Raw genomic sequence first — 23,480 nt, forward strand, 5'->3', positions numbered from 1 at the left:
GAATTTCACGTCAGTTTAGAACTTTCGCGAAATTCGAACCACGTCAGTTTTCCCAGGTTGCCATGATGCTTACGCGACGCGTGGCTTGCCGCTGGTCATCTGCGGCTCGATCAGGTCTTCTTTGGCGATCACCACCAGGCCGGAAGGTGTCACGGTGAAGCCTCGTTTGCGGTCGAGTTCCAGGTCGAAACCGATTTGCGTATCGGCAGGAATCGAGACCCCTTTGTCGATGATCGCTCGGTTGATCTGGCAATGTCGCCCGACCGTGACTCCCTCGAACAAGATCGAGTCATGCACCGACGAGAAGCTATTCACACGAACGCGTGGGCCGATGATGCTGCGTTCAACTTCGCCGCCAGAAATGATCGAGCCACCACAAACAACGCTGTCCATGGCATACCCGCGACGATCCGATACGCTTTCGCTGCCGAAGACGAACTTCGGTGGCGGGACATTCGGTTGGTAGGTTCGCAGCGGCCAGGCCTCGTCGTAGATGTTGAGCAGAGGATCGACCGAAACGAGATCCATGTTCGCTTCGTAATAGGCATCCAGCGTACCTACGTCTCGCCAGTAAGCATCCCGCTTGCGATTCTCGTCCCGGAATGGGAACGCATAGACGCGATGCGTGTCGATGATCGACGGAATGATGTTTCGGCCGAAGTCGTGGGCGCTCGTCCGATTGGTTGCGTCTTTGCAAAGCTGCTCGAAGAGGAACTTGGCGTTGAAGACATAGATACCCATCGAAGCGAGGCAGTGTTCTTCGTCGCCAGGAATGGTCTTCGGATTGGCTGGCTTCTCGTCGAACCCGAGGATCCGCTGCTCGCGGTCGATCTGCATCACGCCGAACGAACGTGCTTCTTCGATCGTGGTCTTTAGCGCCCCAATCGTCAGATCGGCTCCGTTTTCGATGTGGAAGTCGAGCATCGAAGCGTAGTTCATCTTGTAGATGTGATCGCCCGCCAGGACGACGACATACTCAGGACGATGCTTCTCGATCGCGTAGATGTTTTGATAAACCGCGTCCGCCGTGCCTTGATACCACTGCTCGTCGATACGTTGTTGCGGTGGCACGACATCGATGCATTCGCCCAGTTCGCGGCAGAAGAAACGCTGCCAGCCGACATTGATATGTCGGTCGAGGCTTTGTGCCTTGTATTGGGTCAGCAGTTGGATGTTGCGAAATCCACTGTTGAGACAGTTCGAGAGGGCGAAGTCGATGATGCGATAGACGCCGCCAAAGGGGACCGCCGGCTTGGCCCGGTCACGTGTTAACGGTTCCAGACGTGAACCCTTGCCGCCAGCAAGGATCACGGTGAGTACGTTCTCCATCCGATGCGTACCTCAGCTATGATTGGGTGTGGGAAGAGGCTGGGAAGCTGGGGGCGGGCCTCCGGGGTGACTGTCGCATTTTATCGGCTTTGCGCAATCGTCAAAAGAAAAAAAGAACAAGCAACGCTAGCGGAATTGCGCGGATGCGAAACTTGTCATGCCGAAGGTAGCGATTAGTTCGTCCGCGAACCGAACCCGCAATCAGGTTGTCTGATGAAACTGGATAATCCCATTGATCTTTGTAGGAGACTTCATGAGTTCAGCGAACAAGTCGACCGTCGAAGAAATTCGAGCCCGGTTCGACAACGATGTCGAGCGTTTTTCTAATCTCGAAACGGGGCAATCGGCCACGATGGATGCCCCGGTGGTGCTAGAGCTGATTACGCGTGTCGCCGCGGCGCAATGTCCCGACGCGACCGGCGTGCTCGACATCGGCTGCGGAGCCGGCAACTACACGCTGAAACTACTGGAACGTCTTCCCAAGCTCGATTGCACCTTGATCGATCTCAGCCAGCCGATGCTCGATCGCGCCCGGCAGCGGTTAGAAGCCAGTTCGGCCGGTAGTGTAACGACGCTTTGCGGCGATGTTCGCGACCTTGAGTTGCCCAAGGAAGCGTTTGATGTCGCAATGGCCGCCGCCGTGCTGCATCACCTTCGCGACGATGCCGACTGGAAGCAGGTCTTCACCAAGGTCTTTCAATCGCTGAAACCAGGCGGAATCTTTCTGGTCAGCGATCTGGTCGCTCAGGATGTGACGGCGGCCACCCAGGTGCAGTGGGAGCGTTATGGCGAGTATCTCCGCAATTTGAAGGACGACGCCTATCGGCAAACCGTGTTCGACTATATCGAAAAAGAGGACACCCCTCGGAGTGTCCTCTATCAAGTCGATCTCTGCCGCGAAGTTGGCTTTCAGCAGGCAGAAGTGCTGCATCTGAATGCCTGCTTCGGTTCGTTTGCAGCGGTGAAGGCGCGTTAGCTGCACCAGTTGGCTTGAGGCGAGGTATGAACTTTTGCCTCGGTTCCCTTCGTCAGACCGGCGATCTTCTCTTCGATCGCCGCGACACTGGCAGCATCGGGATGGAATTGCAGACCGAGGTCGATCTCGTAGGTCTGGCCTGGGGCAAGCTGCAGAACGCGACCATGCTTCTCTTCGAACGAACGTGGGTTCGGGAAGTTAGTCGCTGGTTCCAGGCCGGTGACGTAGCCATCGGCTTCGGCGGCCGTGTTCTTCCAGACGATGAAGTAGGGCAACTGCTGAATATTGAAATGAACTGAGACGCCTTGGTCGCCGGCGGCATTCTTCAGCAAGGCACAGGTCTGGCCTGCTTCGTCCGCGGCAAGTTGGAAGAAGAAGACTTGCTCTTGATAACCAGTCGTCGGTGCGTCGTAGGTCGACCAGTTCTCGATGCCAGCGGCCGCGACATCGGTGCGGGGGCAGATCTCGGTGGCAGGGCAAACGACCGAGGCACCTTCGCCCAGGATCGGAGCGCCCATATTGATGTGGTACAGCATCTGAGCCATGCTCGGCTGAGCCGAACGATTGACGATCTGATCGCGAATTCGGAATCCGTTCTCGCCTGCCTTGGTGCGGATCTCGGTCTTGAGGGCAACGTTGTAGCAAAGGAAGCGTGACTCACGGACTTCGCCCGAGATGCACATCTCGCCTGCGTCCGAAACGTCGACGACAACGTCTTCGGTCGGCTGATTCGCGATACGACCATGCAGGCCATATTTCAAGCGACCCGTCTCGGCGTCGAACTCTGGGGCACCGTTGCTTTCCAATCCGCAGCGCACGATCAGCTCGTCCATGCCATCGAGCCAACCGAGCCCGCTCGGATCGGACAGGGGAACAAACTGCGGATGAACCGGGCCTTCAATCGGCGAGTTCCAACCGATGCGTGTTTCGCCATACTTGGCCTGATGGATCCCCATGCCGCGTGTCGGAATGGTGGTGAACGAAAAGTCGCCGTTCTGCACCGTCAGCAGTTCCACGCCATCACGTCGCCCGCCGAACATCCGCGTGTGGGTGACGCTCAAGCCATGCTCTTTGGCAGTCTTTAGGAACTGCGCTGGCTGCTGAAATGGGGACTCGACATCGTATTCGCTCAGGATCCAGCGATTGCTCATCAGGGGCATTTCCGTATTAGGCGTTTCTGGACAGGATTTAGGCGCTAACGGACAAGAGTCCGCTAACATACGGTTGCTAGGTGTGAAATTCCAGCACAGAAGGGGTGAAAACGAAAGGCATTTACTTGTCAGGGCAACAAAAATTGTTAAAACAATCGCTTTCCCTTGACCGTCTTGAGGCTGCCTTGCGAGGCAGTAACTCGGCAGTCTGGTGCCCGATGGGGCACCGTCCACCGCATTATGCTACCACACCGAAGTGACGACCGAGATGATCGAGATCATCGTCCAACGGGATGGCATCGCCGAAGTCGTGGATGGTGTTTCCAACGCCAGCGACTCCCGCAACTAGTTATTCCTTCCGCTTCGTTGCTTCGTGCTCTGATTGCAATCTTCGATTGCCCAGGACAGCTTGGACTTCGAGCGAGACCACCACGCTCGCCGCTGCTTTCGATTCCGCAGCGGCATCTACTTATCCGCCATTCATCTCCCTTGGAGCCTCTTCATGAGCGAACATCCCAATGCAGCCCCCAAACTTCACAATGCCATGTGGCCTGGCCTGGTCGGTAAAGAGGAAGGCACCGACCATCCACCGATCAGCCTGGAACGGATGCTGGAGCTGACGGCGAACGCGGAAGTCGATGGAATCAAGTTCGACGGGATCGACTACTTCCTGTTTCACCCCCACACCGATCCCGATGCGTCTGACGACGAATTAAAGCGGATCGCCGACCTGGTGGCCTCGAAGAACCTGGCGATCGGTTCGCTGGTGGCTCCTGTTTGGCCAGGCACCGTCGGTGGCCCTGCGATGGGTACCGACGAAGAGCGAGCCAACTTCGTGCTGGCCGTGAAGAAAGCTTGCCGCATCGCGAAGATCTTCAACGAACATGGCGTTCGTCAATATGGCGTCATCCGAATTGACTCGGCTAGCGGTGTCGAACCTTGGTCGGCCGATCCCGCCGGCAACACCAAGCTGATTGCCGAAACGTTCAAAGAAGCGGGCAAAGTCGCTGCCGACCATGGCGAACGCTTGGCGGCGGAAGGCGAAATCTGCTGGGGCGGCATGCACTCGTGGAAGGACATGCTGAATCTGCTCGAAGCGGTCGGCATGCCAGAAACGGTTGGCTTCCAGGCCGACCTGGCACACACCTATCTGTACCTGATGGGTTACAACGCTCCGGAACATGCCTTGCTGAAGGATGGCTATTCGGACGAACAATTCTGGGCTGCTTATGCCGAAATGACCGGAGCCCTGAAGAAGTGGACCATCGACTTCCATGTTGCCCAGAACGATGGTTCGGTGCATGGAACTGGCTCGCACGATAAGACCGGCCGTCACTGCCCAGCCGACGATCCAAACGGCAAGCTCGACATCGTGAAGTGCAGCAAGTACTGGCTCGACGGAGCCCAGGATCGCGGAATCAAGCATATCTGCTGGGACGGCTGCATGTTCCCGAACGAGATGCTGGAGACGCAGGAAACGTGGAATACGATCCTCGACGTGATGATCAAAGTCCGCGATCAGTGCGGTTGGAACTAGTCCACCCTCGAACCTATCCCCTATCACCACCAACGCGGCATCTGGCCGCGTTTTCACTCTGGGAGACAATACATCATGGCAAAGAAACCTCTGCGCATTGGTTTGGTTGGATATGGCTTCATGGGCCGCACGCACACGAACGGCTATAAGCGTGTACCGGACTTCTTTCCGGAACTCGAATACCAACCGGTTTTGAAAGCCGTTTGTGGTCGAAGCGAAGAAAAGACCAAGGCCTTCGCCGAGCAATGGGGCTACGAGTCGTACGAAACCGACTGGGAAAAGATGATCGCTCGCGACGATATCGACGCCATCGATATCTGCACCCCGAACGATACGCACGCTCCGATCTCGATCGCGGCTGCCAAGGCCGGCAAGATGGTCCTCTGCGAAAAGCCCATCGGTCGTACGGCCGCCGAAGGCGAAGAGATGGTCAAAGCGGTCGAAGAAGCGGGCGTTGCCAACACCATCTGGTACAACTATCGCCGTCTGCCGGCCGTGACGCTGGCGAAGAAGATCATCGACAGCGGCAAGCTGGGACGCATCTTCCATTACCGTGCGAACTTCCTGCAAGACTGGACTATCAGTGCCGATCTGCCACAAGGTGGTGCAGGCCTGTGGCGTCTGGACGCGGCGGCTGCCGGTAGCGGCGTGACCGGCGACTTGCTGGCTCACTGCATCGATACGGCCCTGTGGCTGAACGGTTCGATCAAAGACGTCAACGCGATGACCGAGACGTTCATCAAAGAACGTACGCACACCGCGACCGGCGAAAAGCAGGCCGTCACGATCGACGACGCTTGTACCTTCTTCTGCCACTTCGAGAACGGTTCGCTCGGCTTGTTCGAGTCGACGCGTTACGCTCGTGGTCACAAGGCGCTGTACACCTTCGAGATCAACGGCGAAAACGCTTCGATCCGCTGGGACCTGCACGATTTGAACAAGCTGGAATACTTCGATCACAACGACGTGGGCGAAGTACGTGGCTGGCGAACGATCCACATCACCGATGGCGATCATCCCTACATGGATCATTGGTGGGTGCCAGGGCTCTGCATCGGTTACGAACACAGCTTCGTGCACCAGGTGGCGGACTTCCTGAAGTCGATCGAAGAAGGCAAGCCGTGCGAACCAACGTTCCGCAGCGCCCTTGAGACCGCCAAAGTCTGCGACGCCGTCCTGTCTAGTGCCGCCGAGAAGTGCTGGAAAGACGTCTAAGTCTCGACTGCCATCGTTCCGCAATGAGATTGTTTGCATGGCCCCTGTTCGAGTGGTATAACGAGCGGGGCCAAGGGGGAGCGAATCGCGTCGGCGAGAGGCCTCCTGGTGAGCACCCTTGCTTTGCCTTTCGGTAGGCAAGCCGGTCAGAATCTCACACTCAGGGAACGATCCATGATTTCCGTTCAGGTCTTGCGCGGTCGGTGGGCAGTTGGCGGTTGGGCTGCAATTCTCTTTCTTTGTCCCAGTCTCGCGTCGGCGCAGCTACTCGCGCCGGCTGAGGCATGGCTACGACCGGATGAAGTCGAGTTCTTTCAGGCCCTCGGGGTCGACGCAACTGTCGCTGGAAGACCACTGCAACGTTCGGCCAAAGTCGAATCGTTTGGCGAGATCGCGGAACGATCCGAGCCGCCACTTAAAGAGCATGTGCAAGGGATCGCGGATGCTTACCAGAAGATGACGGTAACACCAGAGGAGAAGCAGCAGTACGAATCGCTGATGAAAGACGTTCAAGAGGCGTCGAAAGCAGCAGTCGGCACTGCTGTGTTGAATGCCGTTTTGGGTGGCAATGATTTGGATGGAGCTGTCGAAGCAACCAATCAAATGATGAACACTCGCAATCGGGCCGTTCAAGAAGTCTGGAATCTCCAGACGAAATGGCAAACCCGAGGGCTCGCTGCGCGGCAAGAGGCTGATCAGCACTTGGCTGCGATCCTCGGAAATTTAGAAACCCGTGCCGGCGAGAAACGGGACGCCGAAGAACTGCCACTGAAGCTGATCTCTACCAAGGGGATGATTCAGCTGAGCGGAACGATTCCTGAATCGGCCGCGGATTTCGATTCTCCGGTAGTGCAGGTAACAATGCACAAGAAGCAATCGGGCGGGCAACTCCTCGGGGCGACATTAACCGGCAATGCGATTGTGCGTGGGCTAGGCGTGACCGGTATGGATGCTCAGTCGCAGACGGAAGCAGCGATGCTGGCGAGTGCTACGGAGGAATCGGCCAAGCTTCCTTACGTGACAACTTTTGTCTTGGATACCGCGTCCGCAGGCGACTCGCTGCGGGTGAACTTGCTCGTACCGACGATCGCTGCATCGCAGTTGGAAAAGATCGAAGTGAAAGCGTGGACTCCCGGCGGCGTCGTGCATATCGAAGAGGTACCGGGGCTCGACAATTGTGAAAAAGCCGCAGAAGCCGAGGCCAAGCGTCAACAGAAAGAAGAGCAGCTCAAGCAAATGCGATCTCAGCGCGCGCGACGTCGATAGTCGCGAGCACTTAGGGCTTGCCGAGGTCCTGAATTGCAGGAAACACCGAGGGAAAGGGTGCCGATGGCCCCCTTTCCCTTTTTCGTTGGTTGGCAATGATGAAGGCATGAACTATTTAGCCCACGGTCGCAGATTTTTGGACGAGCCTTACTTCCTGGCTGGCACGGCAGTGCCAGATTGGTTGAACGTGGTCGATCGCAAATGTCGGGCACGCTCCAAGAAAGCACTTCCATATTGTGAATCGGAAGATCCCTGCGAAGCCCTGATTGCGGCTGGTATCGTGCAGCATCATGCGGACGATGATTGGTTTCATCGAACCGAAGAATTTAACCGGCTGCAGTGGGATTTCACGAAGCGGATTCGCGATTTCCTGGGCAAAGACAGCGGCATGCGTCCCAGTTTTCTCGGGCACATCCTGGTCGAGTTGCTCCTCGATTCGGTCCTGATTGAAGACGATCCGGCCGAGCTAAACGCCTATTATGCAGCGATGAATGAGGTCGACGGCATGCTCGTGCAGCAAACTGTCGAACGCATTGCCGGGCGTCCGGCGGACCGCCTCGACTGGTTCATCGGTCGGTTTGTGGAGGTCCGTTTTCTCGAGGATTATCCCGATGACGAAAAACTTCTCTACCGGTTGAATCAGGTGATGCAACGAGTCAAACTACCAGCGTTGCCTGACACGTTTACTACCCTTCTGCCAGAGCTAAGGCAGGACGTTCGGACATCGTCGGCTCAATTGCTGCCGGCACACTCCAGCTAGAATCCCATCTGTTCTCTCTCGAAACCAACTCCAGGAGACCCCGTCGATGAAATTTGGCATGAACTTGTTGCTTTGGTCCGGCGATCCCGATGACAGCTTGCTGCCGGTGATCGAAGAATTGAAGAACATGGGTTACGACGGGGTCGAAGTTCCACTGTTCAACTTGGACGTCGACAAGTGGGCCAAGTATGGCGAGAAGATCAAGGCGCTGGATCTGAAGTGCACCGCCGTTACGGTTCGTAATCTGGAAGATAACCCGATCAGCGCCGACGCTGCCGTGCGTGCCAAAGGTGTCGAACTGAACAAGAAGACGCTCGACTGCTGTGCTGCCCTGGGGGCGGAAACTTTGGTTGGTCCATATCACTCGGCCATCGGTCACTTCAGTGGTGCTGGCCCAACCGCAGACGAATGGAAGTGGGGTGTCGATTCGATGCGTCAAGTTGCCGAGTACGCCGGCGACGTGAACGTCATGCTCGGCGTCGAAGCGCTCAACCGCTTTGAATGTTACCTGTTGAACGTGCACAAAGACTCGGCCCGGTTCGTGCGTGAAGTCGATCATCCCAACTGCAAGATGATGTACGACACGTTCCACTCGAACATCGAAGAAGGGGACATCGCTCAGGCCATTCGCGATTGCTCGGACGTACTGCACCACGTGCACATCTCTGAAAACAATCGTGCCACTCCAGGCACCGGGCATGTCGATTTCGACACGAACTTCGACACGCTGAAAGAAGTGGGCTACGACGGCTGGATGGTGGTCGAAGCATTTGGTCTCGCTTTGCCGGAAATCGCTGCCGCCACCAAGATCTGGCGCAAGATGTTCGATACCGAACTGCAACTGGCGAAGGATGGTCTAGAACTGATGAAGCGCGAAGTCGCCAAACGCTGGTAAGCGATTGGCCTGAATTTCAGGCGATAAGTAGTACATCGAAGGCCGCTCGTTCATCGGGCGGCCTTTTTGCTGCGTGGTAGGGGAAACAGCGACTTCGCCTTGAGCTTTGGGGGGCGGCATCGCTATAGTTCCGATATGACCGACGACGAGGACCAATTCGATCTCGCAGCGATGTTCGCGGAAGATGCCGACGACGGCGGGCTTTCGTTGGATGCGTTATCGGCCACCTATGCCGAAGCCCTCGGCAACCGCCCTGCTCCGTTTCAGGAGGAAAAAGAGGCGGAAGCGGAAGAGCCGCAAGAAGACGAATCGACAGCCGAAGCCCTTTCTCGCCTGGCCGATGAAGCGGAAGCGGACGATCCGTGCGAGCTTTCGCCGACGACGATTCTGGAAGCGATCTTGTTTGTCGGGAATCCGGCAAACGATAAGCTGACCGCCGAAAAAGCGGCATCGGTGATGCGTGGCGTGAAGCCAGACGAGATCGACGACCTGGTCGATCAGCTCAATCGAAAGTATCTGGCCGAAGGGTGCCCTTACGAAATCACGTCGGTTGGTGGCACGTATCGAATGGCCCTGCGAGACGAGTTCCGCCCGCTACGCGAGAAGTTCTATGGCAAGGTTCGCGAAGCCAAGTTGTCGCAGCCGGCAATCGATGTGCTGACGCTGGTTGCCTACAACCAAGGGGCGACACGCGAAGAAGTCGACGACATGCGGTCCAAGCCGAGCGGCCCAATTTTGAACCAACTCGTTCGCCGGCGTTTACTACGCGTGCAGCCCGATCCTGAAGACAAACGAACCAAACGCTATACGACGACCGAACGTTTTCTGCAGCTGTTCGGCCTGACGACGCTCGACGATTTACCGCAGCCACAGTCGTGGGACGACTAGCCAGCCGCGGTTGGTCCCAATAGCTCGCGGATCGTGCCAACTACCAATTTTAAGGGTTGTGAGGTGTCCTGCGGTAAAATGCACTGCGTCTAAGTGATGACCTGTAAGCAGGTTACCTCGATCTTAAACGTTAGCAGCTGACGAGCCCGATTCCGCGTGATACAATGCGACCCAATCGAATTTGAGGGGCTCTTGATGCCCCTAAATCCACTTCCGCAGCCTCTAGTGTTGGCTGCCTTGGCTCAAGCGATGTTGCTTGCTGCCGCCGAAGTGTTCATCCCCCCGACTCAAGGTCTGGCATGTCCCGTCGTTCGCATCTTGCACGACTTCGCCAACAAGCCCCAGTCATCTTGCCATCAGTGCTGTCGTCTGACTTTAGCGATATGCGCGGTGAGGTAGAGAAGCTGGAAGCTGCTGGCGTGCAAGCACTTCATTTGGACGTGATGGACGGAAATTTCGTCCCCAATTTGACTTACGGAATGCCCATTGTTGCTGCGTTTCGCAAGTTGACAGAACTTCCGCTCGATGTCCATTTGATGATCGAGAATCCGGAACGATATATCCGACAGTTCTACGAGGCGGGCGCGGATATTATTACGATTCATGAGGAAGCTGCTGGCAGCGATACCGGCAAGATTCTCGAAGAGATCAAAAGCCTGGGATGTGGTGCTGGGGTGACCATCAACCCCGATATCCCGGTCGAGAGAGTTCTGCCTTTCGTTGACAAGGCAGACTTGATACTAATCATGAGTGTGAACGCAGGGTTCGGCGGGCAGGCGTTTAACCCTGTGGCCTTAGAGAAGCTTAAAACCTTGCGAGAAGTGGCCCCACCGGAACTCCTGTTGGAGGTAGATGGCGGCGTGAACCTGGAAACCGTTCAGGCTTGTACCGAAGCAGGGGCCGATCTTCTAGTAATAGGATCAGCGATTTTCAATCAATCGGATTATGGTGCTGCGATCGACGAGCTCTATCGCACTGCCCAAGTTTCGAACTAATTGAGAACAGCTTGCCATGTTGCGTATAGTGCTCGTTCGTCCTGGCCAAACTGAATACGACTTCCAAGGTCGTATTCGTAGTCGTTTGGCGGTTCCTTTGACCGAAGAAGGAACCCGTCAGGCTTCGGAGATGGTAGAGCAGCTCCAGGCCATTCAAATCGAAGCGATCTATTGTGGGCCCTGTCAGGCCTGCATGCAGACGGCGGAAGCGTTTGCCAAGACGCTGGGTAAGAAAGTACGCCAGATGGACTCTCTGGCGAATCTGAATGCCGGTCTCTGGCAGGGAAAGCTGATCACCGAGGTCAAGCAAAACCAGCCGACGGTCTATCGACTGTGGCAGGAAAACCCAGAGGCGGTCTGTCCCCCCCAAGGGGAGACTTTGGGCGAGGTGCGCTTGCGTGTCCAGAACGCCTTAGACAAGATATGGAAAAAGCATCAAAAAGGCCACGGCACCGTGATCGTCGTTGCCCCAGAACCTCTGGCATCCATCATTCGCAGCGAGATCCTGCAAACCGACTTCGGTGATTTGTGGCAGGCCGAACGTCGATGTGGATGGTGGGAATTGATCCAGTATGAAAAAAACGCAGTCGTCTCCAAAGTCTAAGCAGGGCAAGAACGCAGCGAAGACCGAGGAAGCAACCTCTCCGACTACTCCCCTCGTCGAGGACCCGAATATGGCATCCGTATCACCGGATCTCGTTTCTCAAGCCGATGAATCTGGTAAGCCAAAGAAACGTGGTGTGCCCGAAGGCCTATGGCAACGATGCCCCGGCTGTCAGGCCGTGATCTTCCGCAAGCAGGCCGAGCAAATGCTCAGCGTCTGCCCTGAATGCGATTATCACTGGACCATCTCGGCCCAGCAGCGTCTGGAGCAGGTCCTCGATACCGGCACCTTCGAAGAATGGGATGCCAATCTCACTTCGCTCGATCCGCTCGGCTTTAAAGACAAAAAAGCTTACGCCGAACGCATTGTCTCGGAACAGCGCCGGACCGGGCTTCGCGATGCCGCCATCACCGGCTGCGGCATGATTCGTGCCCGCCGCGTGGCAATCGGTGTGACCGACAGTGCCTTCATCATGGGTAGCATGGGAAGCGTTGTCGGCGAGAAGCTAACTCGACTGATCGAACGAGCCACGGCCCAGGATCTGCCACTGATCATCATCAGTGGTTCCGGCGGTGGTGCTCGTATGCACGAAGGGATTTACTCCCTGATGCAGATGGCCAAGACGACCGCGGCTCTGGCAAAGTTCCACGAAGCAGGCGGCTTGTTCATCTCCGTGCTCACCAATCCAACCATGGGTGGCGTTGCGGCCAGCTTTGCTTCCCTGGGTGACTTGATCTTCGCCGAACCGCAGGCCCTGGTTGGCTTTGCCGGTCCTCGTACAATCAAGGCGACCATCCGCATCGACTTGCCAGACGGCTTCCAGACCAGCGAGTTCCTGCAGGAACATGGTTTCGTGGATCGCATTGTTCCACGTAACAAGCTGAAGCTCGAAATCGCCCGCTCGATCGACTATTGCGGTAAATAGTTGCTGTTTCTTCTGCCTCCGCCAGCGGCTCTTCCAGCGAGAGCCGCTTGTCTCGACTTGCATGCCAGCTTAAAGTGGGGGGTAGAGGCACCGGAACAGACAACCTAAAAATCATCCCTTCGGCAACGAAATCGGCTCCCCGTGCGCTGATTTCGCAGGCGGGATCCGTTCAGGGGCCTAAATTTGAAATACCTGTTCAAGTTTGCCCCTCACGCGTGAGTCCCCCTCTCTCATGAACCTGCTTAAGAAGTTCACCTCTCTCTTCGCCAGCCAGGCCAAGCTGGATATTGCTTCTCGTTTCGAGATCCTGAAAGAGGCGGTCTCCGGCACGATGAGCGAGTTCTACAAGGTTCGCGAGCACTCGACCGGTCGCACGCTTGGTTTGAAGCTGCTCGATCTCGAGAAGCAGCAGTTCTTTGATTCCCGTTTTGCTGGGCTAACTCGCCCGAAAGAAGGGGAAATCGCGATGTCACTCACCCATCCCTGTATCGTCCGAACGATCGAGCATGGGCTGGTAACCACCGGGCAGCAGTACGTTCTGATGGAGTACCTGGATGGCAAAGGGCTCAATTCGCTGATCGTCGACCGCGATCCGATGCTGGAAGGGAAGCAACTCGTTCTTTTGCGGCAAATGGCGGATGCCCTGGCATGTGTGCACGAAGCGGGTTATATCCACCGCGATATTTGCCCTCGCAACTTCATCGCAGCCCCCGACTGTCGCTCGTGCAAGCTGATCGACTTCGGTTTAACGCTGCCTGCCAAGCCCGAGTTCATGGCCCCTGGCAATCGCACCGGGACCCCTAACTACATGGCCCCCGAGATCGTCCGGCGTCGCCCGACCGATCAACGGGTCGATATCTTCTCGTTGGGCGTAACTGGTTATCGTTTAATTGCTTACGAGCTTCCCTGGGCCATGGTGGAAGGGACCGGCCGCGATGCCTTGTCGCATGATACGGTCCCACCCACCGACATCTTCCAACTTCGCCCGAAGCTAAATCCCGACTTGGGGGCTCTGATCATGCAGTGCATCGATCGCGAGCCTCGCAACCGTCCGCAGAACGCGCGAGAGCTCGTCGACGCTCTGCAGCGAATCAAGCGTCTAGACGCTTAGAAACGGCCCATTGGGCGGGATTGTTACGGCTTGACGCTTGTGGGGGCTCTGGTATCATGGTGCGTTTCCCCTCGGTAGAAAACGATCGTTAAAGCGATTTACCACTCGGCGGAGTCCATGTTGGCCGCCAGATACGCATAAATCAGGAGAGTTTCCGTGACCATCGATAAGAGCCTGAAAGTGAAGCGGGGCGGTATCTCGACCCGCAGTGTGTTGAAGCGGTCGGAACGTATCGCCCAGATGAAGGCTAAGGGAACCTTCGACGAAGAATCGACTTCGCCGATCGGTCTGCCGAAGACCCGCGTCATCAAGATCTCGATGAAGAAGAAGAAGAAGGTCAAAGAAGAAGACGGCAAGAAGTAGTCGTCTCTCACGAGCCTTCGCTCACGTACAAGAAAAAAGCCCTGGCCAACCGGTCAGGGCTTTTTTTGTGGCCTGGCTCGATCTACAGCAGTTTCTTTTGCTGCTGCAGGACCATCATCAGTCGCGATCGGGTCAACACGCCGATCACATCGCTGGCGGTTGAAGCGGTCGGGTTTCGCGAGACCAATGCAATGTCGGAGTCGGCGGTATCCATCGCGTGCAGGACGGTCGGCAGGTCATCTCGCTCGCAGATCGTGATGTAACGCGTCGTCTCTGGCGACTGTCCTGGCTCCACCTGCGAGGCTGGTTGATAGATATCGACGACCTGGCCATCTTTCTCGACCAGGATCGTTTGCGTGATTCCCTTGGGCACCGTGGCGCCTTCGCCTTGAACTGTAAAGTTCCAAGCCATGACATCGCCCGCCCAACGCATTCCCAGGAATGGCGATTGAAGGCCTTCGGTCACGATGTGCCCGCGGTGAATCAGTTTCATCGTGTAGACGCTTTCGCGCATCACCCCCCGCCGAACGGCACTGGCAACCGAGACCGCCAAAATCAGCGGCAGCACGACGGTCGAGTCCTGAGTCATCTCCGAGATCATGATGATTCCGGTCAGCATCGCCCCGGTCGATCCAGCAATCGACGCCGCCATACCAGCGATCGCGAACGTGGCCAGGTCGATTTCCAAACCAGGAAACATCGCCATGCAGAGGTGACCGAAGGCAGCCCCGCCGGTGGCACCCACAAACAAGGCAGGCGAGAACACACCGCCCGATGCCCCAGATCCAAGGCTGAGGCTCGTCGCCAACAGCTTCAGCACGAGCAGCAAAAGGAGCAGCGAAGGATTGGTGAGCACGCCTTGCAGCACATCCATAATCGACGCGTAGCCGACCCCTTGGATGTAATAGTGCCCGGTCGTTCGCAGCAGGATGTACATCATCACACCGACGCAGATCATGCCGAGGGCATGTCGCGTGTAGTAGTTGCCAGGGATGCGTTCAAAGATGTCTTCCATCCCGTAGATCCCTCGGATGAACACCACCGACAAGAAGCCGACGATCACACCCAGCGGAATGAACAGCAGCAAGACTTCCGGTCGATCGAGCTGAAAGACCGGTTGTTCAAGTGCAGGAATATTGAAGCTCGGATCGACGCCAATCAGCCGCTGCGAGATATACGTGGCGGTCACCGTCGCGGCGGAAACAACCATCAGCGTTCGCGCGGAAATGGCGGTCAGCAAAAGTTCGATCGCGAACACCACGCCACCAAGCGGAGCGTTAAAGGTAGCCGCGATGCCAGCGCCAGAGCCTGCGGCGATCAACGTGATGCGGTCGTGCGACGACATGCGGATCAATTGACCCACGGTCGAGCCGAATGCCGAGCCGATTTGAATGATCGGTCCTTCGCGACCCACTGCGGCACCACTGCCGATCGAAAAGGCCGATGCCAACGCTTTCACGGCGGCGACTCGCGGACGAATGATGCCGTCGTGATAGTAGATCGCGTCCATCACTTCTGGCACACCATGCCCCTTCGCTTCGGGAGCGAAGTTTCCGACGAGCCACGCAACGATCAGCGCCCCGATGACCGGGACGAAAATGATCGCCCAGCCCCAAGGGCTGGGGGCTGTATGAAGGTTTGCGTCGTATTCAAAGGCGAACTGTCCCAAGAACAGAACGTTGTGAACGAGGCCGATCACCATACGGAAGCCCCAGGCACCCACGCCGGCGATCACGCCCGTGAAGACACCCAGCACAGCCAGAAGCCAAAGGTTCAGCGGCTTTTCATCGGTCGTGCTTGGCTGGGCATCGGCTGCCATCAGTTCCATTCCTTTACTTGGGGGACGTTCAACATGCGATTTCGCTGGGAGGCTTCTCGAGCTTCGCCGCGAGAATCGGCCCGAAAACGTAGCTCATACAGCGTTGATCGGAAGCGAGGAGGCTGGGCATCGAGTCGGATCGCCAAAAAGAGAGCGAACCAAAGTGGGATGTCCGCGAACCAGTGAATCCGAATGCTTCGATTGTGCGGGAATTAACGGCAAATCCCCCCTTTCAGAAGACATCCTTCGCAGGAGGTAGGGCGTCGATCGGGTTTGCGTTGGGCAGTACGATCCGCCTTCGTTCTGAAGTTCAAGCGAACCGGCGAGCGTTTCTGCAAACGGGGCAAACTCGTGAATGATCCCCCCTGCTCTAGGATTGGGATCGATTCGTGGCGGGCTTATGATGGGTATACACTAGGTTGCGGTCACCATGCGTTGCCGTTGTCGACCGCCCCTCCCCTTCCCGCCTCACTCAACCTTACTGACCCTGGTAGATGCCTGCGATGCGATTTGCTTTCTGTAGTGCGTTGACTGGTATGTTCGTCTGGAGCTGTCTGGCGATGGCCGAGCAGCCGAATGCAGAGCCTTTCCCGGTTACGCCCAATAAGAAGGGGCTTCAGGTGCAGATGATCGAAGACGCAGTCGCGCTCGGCGTTCAACACGCGGCGCTCAATGTCGACCTGACGCGGTTGATCGATCCGACTGGCAAAGAAGGTGGTCCGACCTGGGAAGTAAACGGCCAACGGTATGCTTTCTCGCCAGGCCAGGTCGCCGGGATCGATGCTCGAGTCAAGCCGCTCAGCGATCGTAACATTGTCGTCACGCTGATCCTGCTGACATACGCCTCAGGCGATGTCGAGCGTGATCGTTTGATGCTGCATCCCGATTACGCCGCAAGCCAGCCGACCACAGGGCCGATCGGCATGTTCCAGATGACGACCGACGAAGGGAAAGAAGCCCTTCAGGCCTGCATCGAGTTCTTGGCGAACCGCTACAGTAGTGACTCAGGCCACGGGCGAGTCTGGGGGTATATCTGCGGTAACGAAGTGAACAGCCACTGGTTCTGGGCTAACATGGGTAAGGCCGAACCAGAAGCGGTGATCGATCAGTATCAGCAAGCGGTACGCATCATCCATGAAGCAGTCCGGAAGTTTTCGGAGCATGCTCGCGTTTACATTTCGATGGATCATTGCTGGAACCTTCGATATGCGGCGGGTAGTCCGCAGCAGTGCATGGCAGGCCGAGAGTTCCTCGATCGCTTCGCTGCCGCCGCACGACAGCAAGGTGACTTCGACTGGCATGTCGCCTATCATCCGTACCCGGAACCGCTGCCCAATCCTCGGTTCTGGTTGGATACCCGGCATTCCCTGCACCACGCCGAAACTCCGGTGATTACCTTTCGCAATCTGCAGGTCCTGACCGACTACTTGCAGCGAGAGCCACTGCAGTGGGAAGGCCAGCCGCGCCGCGTGATCTTGTCGGAGCAGGGTTTTCACTGCGATCTTTCGCGCCCCGAGGGCGAACTGGAGCAAGCGGCGGCTTATGCCTTGGCGTATAAAAAGGTGGATGGCTTGCCCGGGATCGACGCCTTCATGCTGCATCGCCATACCGACCATGCCGAAGAAGGTGGATTGAACCTCGGGCTGTGGACCAACAAGCCGGGTCACATTTGCACGCCTGATCGGAAGCGCAAGATGTACGAAGTGTTTCAGGCGGCTGGCACAGCAGGCGAAGACGAAGCGTTTCAGTTCGCCTTGCCGGTGATCGGTGCGGAGAACTGGGAAGAGGCCCTCGGGAATCTCATGCAACCACAGAATTAGCGATGGCCAGGTCGGCCGAAGATCCTTTCACCAAGGCGAAAAGGTAGAGACATGATTCGCAGGCCGCATCGAGAACTGCATCGCTCCGAACATATCGGTTGGCTGCGAGCCGCCGTCTTGGGGGCCAACGACGGTATCCTCTCGGTCGGAAGCCTGATCGTGGGCGTTGCCGCGGCCGACGCAGGCTACTCGCAGATTGTCTTGGCCGGGCTGGCCGGTCTGACTTCAGGGGCCATGTCGATGGCGGCGGGCGAATACGTTTCGGTCAGTTCCCAGGCCGACACCGAAGAGGCCGATACCGAACTCGAAACGGCCGAGTTGGCCAGCGATCCAGAAGGGGAGCTCGACGAACTGACGGGAATCTATGTGGAACGAGGCCTCGAACCGGAACTTGCCCGTCAGGTCGCTTCGCAGTTGATGGAGAAAGACGCGTTGAAGGCTCATCTGCGTGATGAACTGGGGATCACCGAGCAGTTCGTCGCCCGACCGCTTCAGGCTGCCTGGGCTTCGGCCTTGTCGTTTAGTATCGGGGCAGCTTTGCCCGTGGCCGTTGCCGCGCTGGCTCCCCGATCGCTGAGTGTGATCCTGGTTTCCATCACCACGGTGCTCAGTCTGACCGGTCTCGGGGCGATGTCGGCCGCGGTGGGCGGGGCTTCGATGCTGAAGGGATCTGTCCGCGTCGCGTTCTGGGGAATCGTCGCCTTGGTAGCGACTTCGCTTATCGGTTGGGTATTTGGTGTGTCGGTCAGTTAGCTGGCTGGCACAAACAACCATTCCATCCGACACCAGTCGTTCATCTCAATTAGCAGATCGTCGGTGTCTTCGTAGTCGCGATCAGGCACCAGATAGCCGCCGACAGCGACGTGCAGATGGTCGGTGTTCCATGGCCATGGATCGACCTGCATGGTATCTTCCGGCTGCGGTGTGACGGTCAGCGGTAGGTGCGCCGGTGTTTCCTCGAAGGTATGCGGCTCCGTGCGTTCATCCAGACAAAGCCACAAGCTGAACCAGTCGAAGAACCGAAGCTGCTCGATCGCTAGTTTCACTTCCTGATCGTTACACAGCGGGTGCCGCGATTCCCAGTTGTCGCGCCAAGTATCGCACAGCTCTTCGTACTTGTGGACGAATCTCTGGCCGGCCGGTGTATCGGCGGCGTGGCTATGCTCTCGCAGCGACATAAAGTGTTCGGCAATCAAGTACTGCGCGAACGGACTGATGCGTGCCGCTCCTTCGATCGATTTCGTCCAGATCTCGTGGGCAAGTTCGGTCGGCGTATCGAGGAACGAAAGCGGTCGCTTCGTTTCGGGATCGATCGGTGGCGAGCGGTCGGTCACAATCCAGCCATTGTCATGATGAAAAATGGCTGGCCAGACAACTTCTGGGTGAATCAGAGAAGGCACCGAGCCGTTACCCCAATGCGATGCCAGGTCGCCCGAGAGGGCGGCATGGATCGACTGGGGAATCAGAAACAGCATCGATTCCCCGGTGGGTGACCGATAGGGGCGTACAATCACAGCTAGGCCTTTATCATCGATGAGCAGTCAAAGCAGGGCTGCTCCAATTGTACGCAATTGAGCCGCAGGTCAACGCTGCTCGGCAGGGCTCGCGTCGGCTTGGATCAACTGCGGTGCGTCATCTTCGTCCGCATCTTCCGTAGCGGCAACCGTTGGCTGCTTGGTTTCAATCAGGTCGAAGCCGCTCATGAACGAGCGATCGGCCTGACCAAACTTCTCGGCCAGTTGGGTCTCGAAGGTGAAGACGGTCGAGTAGCGATTGCCAGCGTCGTCCGAAACGAGGTAGTAGATCCAAGTGATCGGCATTGCGTTGGCTGTGCCGACGGCGGTGACTCGCAGTTCGCGAAGGCCTTGCGAGTTGACGGTCTGCGAAGCATCGACGACCTGGCCAAGACGTTCCTTCAGGGCCTTCTTCACTTCCGCTTCAAAGCCTTCCAGCGTCATCTGCTCGCCTGCCTTCAGGTTCGTCAGACGGTTGACGTTCGCCTGGGCGATCAGCTCGCCATCACCCACCATGCGGAAGACGGTTTGTTTGGCGGTTTCGGCCATGGCGAACCAGTCGCGAGGATGCAGCACGCGGAAGCCCGCTTCTTCGCCATCGAACGAAAGCATCTCGTTGCCATCGTTGGCGGCAAGTTGTAGCTTGCCAATCGATGCTTCGTTCAGCTGCGACACGGGTTCGGCGTTTTCGATCTGGGTGCGGATAACCGCAGTGGTCTCGAAACCCGGGATTGCGTGACCGATGCTGCGGTCTTCCTGGATCGACGCCGCGAACCAGGTGATGGCCTTGTGGCGGGTATCGAGGTTCAGCCGGCCCTTCAGTTCGATTTCCGTCGCGACGCCTTGGATCGCACCGGAGACTTTGCCGGACAGCGAGATCTTAGCCAGGCCGTTTCCATCAACTTCGGTGAGGGTTGCCGCGACTTCGTGGCTATTCACAGCATCGATACCCAGGACTTGGGCTAAAGTCTGGTTGTCAGGCGACCACGATTGGTTGATTTTGACCGGCAATGCTGGCAGCAGCTTGGACAGCACGGCAGGATTGCCTGGAACGTTGATCAAGTCGAGTTCCGTCCGGCTGAGGGTATATTCCGGATTGAACAGAATCGGCTGATCTCCCGTCGTATCGACAGCGATCAGGCGTTTGACGGTTGGCAACGTGTCGGTAATCGGCTTTTTGTTAGCGGTCGATTCGGCAGTGGCCTCTTCGTAGTAACGAACCGCCGTAGTGGGGCTGAGTACCCGCTCGACGGCGACATACTTTCCATTGAGTGACATAGGGTATTGGCGGACCTTTTTTCCGTCGGGATTGATCCGCATCGTGCCTTCGACCTTCAACTCAGTCTTGATTCGCCGAGTTTTTCCCTCCATCTGCTCGGTCAACTGCCAGCTATCGGCAGCCCAGCTCGGTGAAGTAGCCCACAGCGACAAAAGCATCGTTCCGACTACGATCCAGCTGCGGGAAGTCAAGTTTTCGCCGTTCTTCGTAACGAAGAATGCCCGGGTAGCATCGAAAAACATGTGTCGGCCTGGGTATTGAGGTCTCTCGTAACAAAGCGAAATCGCTATATACGGAAGAATCGTCAATCCCGGAAAGCATGTTGAACGAAACTTGCCCCTGCGGTTTTGGTTGGGCCAGAAAGGAATTTGACATTCCTGGAAGAAGTGCCTACGAGATCGTGGTTATCCTCTTTCTTTGGCACGCTATTCGCAATCAGTTCTAGGGTAATAACTTACGACGACCTAGAACCCGCCTTTAGGGCCCCCACTACGGTGGATTTTTAAAAAAGCATGAACAAATGAGCAACCAACGGGGTCATTTCCACGTATAAGGTCTATAGAGAAGGTTGGTTCGCAAGCTAATAGTTGATCTTTCATCCGATTGGATTTGCGACCGCTAGACTTTTCAAGCATCTGACAGAAAGAGGCGCTTGTCTTCGGACAGGTAGCTGTCCCGTTGCTTGAGTGAAGGTTTCCCGGGACGGGATACCCTCTCCAAGTTAGACATCGTCTGGGCGATCGGAACTCGCAGGGAAAACCGGACGGATGTTGTTGATCACTGAGTGAGGGACAACATGAACAAGGGATATCAAAACGTTGCGCTGCGACAGTTGCGCGACCAGCAAATTAAATATGCTCCACGGGACCGTAAACTGGACCAGGCGAATCGTGCGGAGAAACTGATCTCCGAGATTGAACCTGGGAAGCAGTACCCGGTGGACTACATTTACTACCGGTTGACTGATTTTCGACCCGAACAGCCGAACGTTGGCTCGCTTTTGCCAGGCAAGTCGGCAGCGGAAGATCTCCGCTTGATGGTCGAAGATCTTTCCGACGCGGCCGATGTCTCGGTCGACTCGGTGCCGGAAGAAGTGTTAACCGTCGAGCAGTTGAGCGATCGCTTCAATGTCTCGACTAAAACGATTTCGCGTTGGCGTAAGCAGGGGCTCGTTAGCCGCAAGTTCCTGTTCGACGGCCGTAAACGCGTTGGTTTCCTTCGCAGCAGCGTCGAACGCTTCGTGAAGGACAACCCAGATCGTATCGAACGAGGCCGACACTTCAGCCAGCTTACCGAAGCCGAAAAGCTGGAAATCATCGACCGGGCTCGCCGACTGGCAAACGCCGGCGGTACACCTTCGGAAGTTGCCAAGCGTGTGGCTGCCAAGATGGGACGAAGCGTGGAAACGATTCGTTACACCTTGAAGCATCACGATGACGAGCAACCGAAGGAAGCTGTCTTCCCTCGTGGTACCGGCCCGCTGACCGAATCGGCCAAGCAGATCATCTACGGCGAATACCGTCACGGTGTCTCGGTCGACCGATTGGCTGAAAAGCATGGTCGTACCCGAGCTTCGATCTACCGTGTGATTAACGAAATCCGTTATCGGCACATCGAAGAACTGCCGCTGGATTGCATCTACAACGACGACTTTGAAAAGCCGGAGTTGGAAGAAGAGATCCTCGGCTCGATGCCAGAGCACGAAAAGCCAGCCCGAAAGGTTCGCGTTCCATCTGGTCTGCCGACCTACTTGGCTTCGCTGTACGAAATGCCTCTGTTGACTCGCGAGCAGGAATATCACCTGTTCCGTAAGTTCAACTTCCTGAAGTTCAAGGCATTGAAAATTCGTGAAGTGCTCGATCCGCAGCGTCCAAAGTCGAGTGATATGGATGCGATCGAACAGCTTTATGATCAAGCCAGCGATGTGAAGAACTTGATCGTTCAATCGAATTTGCGACTGGTCGTTTCGATCGCGAAACGTCACGTCGGGGCCACTGAAGACTTCTTCGAGTTGGTTTCGGACGGGAACATGTCGCTGATTCGTGCCGCCGAGAAGTTCGACTACTCGCGTGGTAACAAGTTCAGCACTTACTGTAGCTGGGCGATCATGAAGAACTTTGCCCGAACCATTCCGGTCGAATTCCGTCATCGCGATCGTTATCGTACGAGTTTGGATGAATACTTCACCACGCGAGTCGACGAACGTAGCGATCAGTACGAACAGGAAATGGCTCAGCAGCAGCGTGAACGCCAGATCGATAAGATCTTGCATCGCCTGGACGAACGCGAGCAGAAGATCATCATTCGTCGCTTCGGCCTGGATCACTCGCGTGAGCCACAGACCTTAAAAGAAGTTGGTGAAGAACTGGGTGTGACCAAGGAACGCATCCGCCAGATCGAAGCCCGAGCCCTCAACAAGTTGAAGACGGCCGCTCGAGACTACAACTTTGATCTGCCTGAGACCAATTGAGCCAAGCCTCACTCCTGGGGATAGCCCCCGTCATGCAGAAAGCCAGAGACCTCGGTCTCTGGCTTTTTTTGTATCAATTCGGATTGTAGACCAGGATAATTTCTCGCCAACACTTCTCGCATTTCGTAGGTAAAGTGATTTTCGTCAGCCGTCACGTTTGCTGCCAATGGGCTGGTTTGTGGTGAGAGAAATTGGCGGGCAAGCGTGCTTCGCGGTCGAGCTTCTTTGTTCCTCCCTTCTGGGGCAGGATCGCCTGGCGCTGGTTGCAGCGTGATCGTGTAGTTTCCGACTGCTACTCCTTTCAGGTCCAGGCAGCCCTCGGGATCAAGCGTGCCTCCATATGCCTCACCAGTCTGGCGATCGATGAAGTCAATTAAGACGCCACTCAGCGGTTGGTCATCCTGGGTAACCTTAGCGGTCACATTGACCCGCTGCAAATGTCCGCGTGGTTGTTGGCTGCAGCCGATGACGATGCTTAGAAGTATTGAAAGCATCGGAAAAAGTGCAAGTTTTCGCAAAGATGGCAGATCGATTGGCATCGAAGCCCCTCGGCATTAGAGCAC

21 protein-coding genes are annotated in these 23,480 nt (G+C 56.6%); 15 read left to right on the forward strand and 6 right to left on the reverse strand.

Annotation, left to right across the window (positions count from 1 at the left end; genetic code table 11):
• Positions 1-69: 69 nt before the first annotated feature.
• The gene (glgC, locus tag ABD890_RS14310) at positions 70-1,329 is read right to left on the reverse strand and encodes a glucose-1-phosphate adenylyltransferase (protein WP_345090612.1); all 1,260 of its coding nucleotides are present in this window, start codon (positions 1,327-1,329) and stop codon (positions 70-72) included.
• A 253-nt stretch (positions 1,330-1,582) separates the two neighbouring features.
• Between glgC and ABD890_RS14315 the strand changes: the two genes are divergently transcribed.
• Complete coding sequence (locus ABD890_RS14315) at positions 1,583-2,305, forward strand: class I SAM-dependent methyltransferase (protein ID WP_345090615.1); 723 nt, start codon at positions 1,583-1,585, stop codon at positions 2,303-2,305.
• On the opposite strand, the gene ABD890_RS14320 is transcribed toward ABD890_RS14315, so the two are convergent.
• Positions 2,302-3,456 carry an aldose 1-epimerase family protein gene (locus ABD890_RS14320; RefSeq protein WP_345090618.1) on the reverse strand — a complete coding sequence of 385 codons (1,155 nt, stop codon included), beginning with the start codon at positions 3,454-3,456 and terminating at the stop codon, positions 2,302-2,304. The two genes, ABD890_RS14315 and ABD890_RS14320, sit on opposite strands and share 4 nt — an antisense overlap.
• Before the next feature lie 382 nt (positions 3,457-3,838).
• On the opposite strand from ABD890_RS14320, the gene ABD890_RS14325 reads away from it, so the two are divergent.
• The 11 genes from ABD890_RS14325 (at position 3,839) to ABD890_RS14375 (ending at position 14,015) form a co-directional block, all read left to right on the forward strand.
• A complete protein-coding gene (locus ABD890_RS14325) occupies positions 3,839-4,993 on the forward strand; it encodes a sugar phosphate isomerase/epimerase family protein (RefSeq protein ID WP_345090621.1) in 1,155 nt (384 codons plus the stop codon).
• Between the two features lie 75 nt (positions 4,994-5,068).
• Positions 5,069-6,208: a Gfo/Idh/MocA family protein gene (locus tag ABD890_RS14330; protein WP_345090624.1), complete on the forward strand. Its 1,140-nt coding sequence runs from the start codon at positions 5,069-5,071 to the stop codon at positions 6,206-6,208.
• A gap of 174 nt (positions 6,209-6,382) precedes the next feature.
• Positions 6,383-7,474, forward strand: a complete 1,092-nt coding sequence (locus tag ABD890_RS14335; protein WP_345090627.1) for a hypothetical protein — start codon at positions 6,383-6,385, stop codon at positions 7,472-7,474.
• A 106-nt stretch (positions 7,475-7,580) separates the two neighbouring features.
• On the forward strand, positions 7,581-8,234 hold the full coding sequence (locus ABD890_RS14340) for a hypothetical protein (RefSeq protein ID WP_345090630.1): 654 nt from the start codon (positions 7,581-7,583) through the stop codon (positions 8,232-8,234).
• A 46-nt stretch (positions 8,235-8,280) separates the two neighbouring features.
• Positions 8,281-9,129, forward strand: coding sequence for a sugar phosphate isomerase/epimerase family protein (locus ABD890_RS14345; RefSeq protein ID WP_345090633.1), 849 nt, complete (start codon positions 8,281-8,283; stop codon positions 9,127-9,129).
• Positions 9,130-9,264: 135 nt separating this feature from the next.
• The gene (gene scpB, locus ABD890_RS14350) at positions 9,265-10,017 is read left to right on the forward strand and encodes an SMC-Scp complex subunit ScpB (protein ID WP_345090636.1); all 753 of its coding nucleotides are present in this window, start codon (positions 9,265-9,267) and stop codon (positions 10,015-10,017) included.
• A gap of 299 nt (positions 10,018-10,316) precedes the next feature.
• Positions 10,317-11,012 (forward strand): ribulose-phosphate 3-epimerase, encoded by a 696-nt coding sequence (rpe, locus tag ABD890_RS14355; protein ID WP_345090639.1) that lies wholly within the window; start codon positions 10,317-10,319, stop codon positions 11,010-11,012.
• A 16-nt stretch (positions 11,013-11,028) separates the two neighbouring features.
• Positions 11,029-11,616: a histidine phosphatase family protein gene (locus tag ABD890_RS14360; protein ID WP_345090642.1), complete on the forward strand. Its 588-nt coding sequence runs from the start codon at positions 11,029-11,031 to the stop codon at positions 11,614-11,616.
• A complete protein-coding gene (accD, locus tag ABD890_RS14365; RefSeq protein WP_373355515.1) occupies positions 11,585-12,541 on the forward strand; it encodes an acetyl-CoA carboxylase, carboxyltransferase subunit beta in 957 nt (318 codons plus the stop codon). The genes ABD890_RS14360 and accD overlap by 32 nt, the downstream gene beginning before the upstream one ends.
• 232 nt (positions 12,542-12,773) lie before the next feature.
• The gene (locus tag ABD890_RS14370; protein ID WP_345090648.1) at positions 12,774-13,652 is read left to right on the forward strand and encodes a serine/threonine protein kinase; all 879 of its coding nucleotides are present in this window, start codon (positions 12,774-12,776) and stop codon (positions 13,650-13,652) included.
• A 156-nt stretch (positions 13,653-13,808) separates the two neighbouring features.
• The gene (locus ABD890_RS14375; protein WP_345090651.1) at positions 13,809-14,015 is read left to right on the forward strand and encodes a small basic protein; all 207 of its coding nucleotides are present in this window, start codon (positions 13,809-13,811) and stop codon (positions 14,013-14,015) included.
• Positions 14,016-14,097: 82 nt separating this feature from the next.
• Here the strand turns inward: ABD890_RS14375 and ABD890_RS14380 are convergent, their stop codons facing one another.
• A complete protein-coding gene (locus ABD890_RS14380) occupies positions 14,098-15,834 on the reverse strand; it encodes a chloride channel protein (RefSeq protein WP_345090654.1) in 1,737 nt (578 codons plus the stop codon).
• Between the two features lie 503 nt (positions 15,835-16,337).
• Here ABD890_RS14380 and ABD890_RS14385 point away from each other — a divergent pair.
• The gene (locus ABD890_RS14385; protein ID WP_345090657.1) at positions 16,338-17,654 is read left to right on the forward strand and encodes a DUF5722 domain-containing protein; all 1,317 of its coding nucleotides are present in this window, start codon (positions 16,338-16,340) and stop codon (positions 17,652-17,654) included.
• A gap of 51 nt (positions 17,655-17,705) precedes the next feature.
• A complete protein-coding gene (locus ABD890_RS14390) occupies positions 17,706-18,407 on the forward strand; it encodes a VIT1/CCC1 transporter family protein (protein ID WP_345090660.1) in 702 nt (233 codons plus the stop codon).
• On the opposite strand, the gene ABD890_RS14395 is transcribed toward ABD890_RS14390, so the two are convergent.
• A complete protein-coding gene (locus tag ABD890_RS14395; RefSeq protein WP_345090663.1) occupies positions 18,404-19,129 on the reverse strand; it encodes a DUF3891 family protein in 726 nt (241 codons plus the stop codon). The genes ABD890_RS14390 and ABD890_RS14395 overlap by 4 nt on opposite strands.
• A gap of 108 nt (positions 19,130-19,237) precedes the next feature.
• The gene (locus ABD890_RS14400) at positions 19,238-20,689 is read right to left on the reverse strand and encodes a hypothetical protein (RefSeq protein ID WP_345090666.1); all 1,452 of its coding nucleotides are present in this window, start codon (positions 20,687-20,689) and stop codon (positions 19,238-19,240) included.
• A 554-nt stretch (positions 20,690-21,243) separates the two neighbouring features.
• Between ABD890_RS14400 and ABD890_RS14405 the strand changes: the two genes are divergently transcribed.
• Entirely contained in the window at positions 21,244-22,917 is a 1,674-nt protein-coding gene (locus ABD890_RS14405; RefSeq protein WP_345090669.1) for a sigma-70 family RNA polymerase sigma factor, read from the forward strand.
• Between the two features lie 8 nt (positions 22,918-22,925).
• Here ABD890_RS14405 and ABD890_RS14410 read toward each other — a convergent pair whose 3' ends face one another.
• Entirely contained in the window at positions 22,926-23,411 is a 486-nt protein-coding gene (locus ABD890_RS14410) for a hypothetical protein (RefSeq protein WP_345090672.1), read from the reverse strand.
• Positions 23,412-23,480 lie beyond the last annotated feature (69 nt).

Origin of the sequence: Bremerella cremea (genome assembly GCF_039541315.1) — a bacterium.
Classification (GTDB): Bacteria; Planctomycetota; Planctomycetia; order Pirellulales; family Pirellulaceae; genus Bremerella; species Bremerella cremea.

Coding starts and splice junctions, on each gene's coding strand:
- ABD890_RS14315 (WP_345090615.1), top strand. CDS start 1,583: ATGAGTTCAGCGAACAAGTCGACCGTCGAAGAAATTCGAGCCCGGTTC.
- ABD890_RS14330 (WP_345090624.1), top strand. CDS start 5,069: ATGGCAAAGAAACCTCTGCGCATTGGTTTGGTTGGATATGGCTTCATG.
- ABD890_RS14370 (WP_345090648.1), top strand. CDS start 12,774: ATGAACCTGCTTAAGAAGTTCACCTCTCTCTTCGCCAGCCAGGCCAAG.
- rpe (WP_345090639.1), top strand. CDS start 10,317: ATGTCCCGTCGTTCGCATCTTGCACGACTTCGCCAACAAGCCCCAGTC.
- ABD890_RS14400 (WP_345090666.1), bottom strand. CDS start 20,689: ATGTTTTTCGATGCTACCCGGGCATTCTTCGTTACGAAGAACGGCGAA.
- accD (WP_373355515.1), top strand. CDS start 11,585: ATGAAAAAAACGCAGTCGTCTCCAAAGTCTAAGCAGGGCAAGAACGCA.
- scpB (WP_345090636.1), top strand. CDS start 9,265: ATGACCGACGACGAGGACCAATTCGATCTCGCAGCGATGTTCGCGGAA.
- ABD890_RS14360 (WP_345090642.1), top strand. CDS start 11,029: ATGTTGCGTATAGTGCTCGTTCGTCCTGGCCAAACTGAATACGACTTC.
- ABD890_RS14410 (WP_345090672.1), bottom strand. CDS start 23,411: ATGCTTTCAATACTTCTAAGCATCGTCATCGGCTGCAGCCAACAACCA.
- ABD890_RS14385 (WP_345090657.1), top strand. CDS start 16,338: ATGCGATTTGCTTTCTGTAGTGCGTTGACTGGTATGTTCGTCTGGAGC.
- glgC (WP_345090612.1), bottom strand. CDS start 1,329: ATGGAGAACGTACTCACCGTGATCCTTGCTGGCGGCAAGGGTTCACGT.
- ABD890_RS14345 (WP_345090633.1), top strand. CDS start 8,281: ATGAAATTTGGCATGAACTTGTTGCTTTGGTCCGGCGATCCCGATGAC.
- ABD890_RS14405 (WP_345090669.1), top strand. CDS start 21,244: ATGAACAAGGGATATCAAAACGTTGCGCTGCGACAGTTGCGCGACCAG.
- ABD890_RS14340 (WP_345090630.1), top strand. CDS start 7,581: ATGAACTATTTAGCCCACGGTCGCAGATTTTTGGACGAGCCTTACTTC.
- ABD890_RS14320 (WP_345090618.1), bottom strand. CDS start 3,456: ATGAGCAATCGCTGGATCCTGAGCGAATACGATGTCGAGTCCCCATTT.
- ABD890_RS14380 (WP_345090654.1), bottom strand. CDS start 15,834: ATGGCAGCCGATGCCCAGCCAAGCACGACCGATGAAAAGCCGCTGAAC.
- ABD890_RS14390 (WP_345090660.1), top strand. CDS start 17,706: ATGATTCGCAGGCCGCATCGAGAACTGCATCGCTCCGAACATATCGGT.
- ABD890_RS14395 (WP_345090663.1), bottom strand. CDS start 19,129: ATGCTGTTTCTGATTCCCCAGTCGATCCATGCCGCCCTCTCGGGCGAC.
- ABD890_RS14335 (WP_345090627.1), top strand. CDS start 6,383: ATGATTTCCGTTCAGGTCTTGCGCGGTCGGTGGGCAGTTGGCGGTTGG.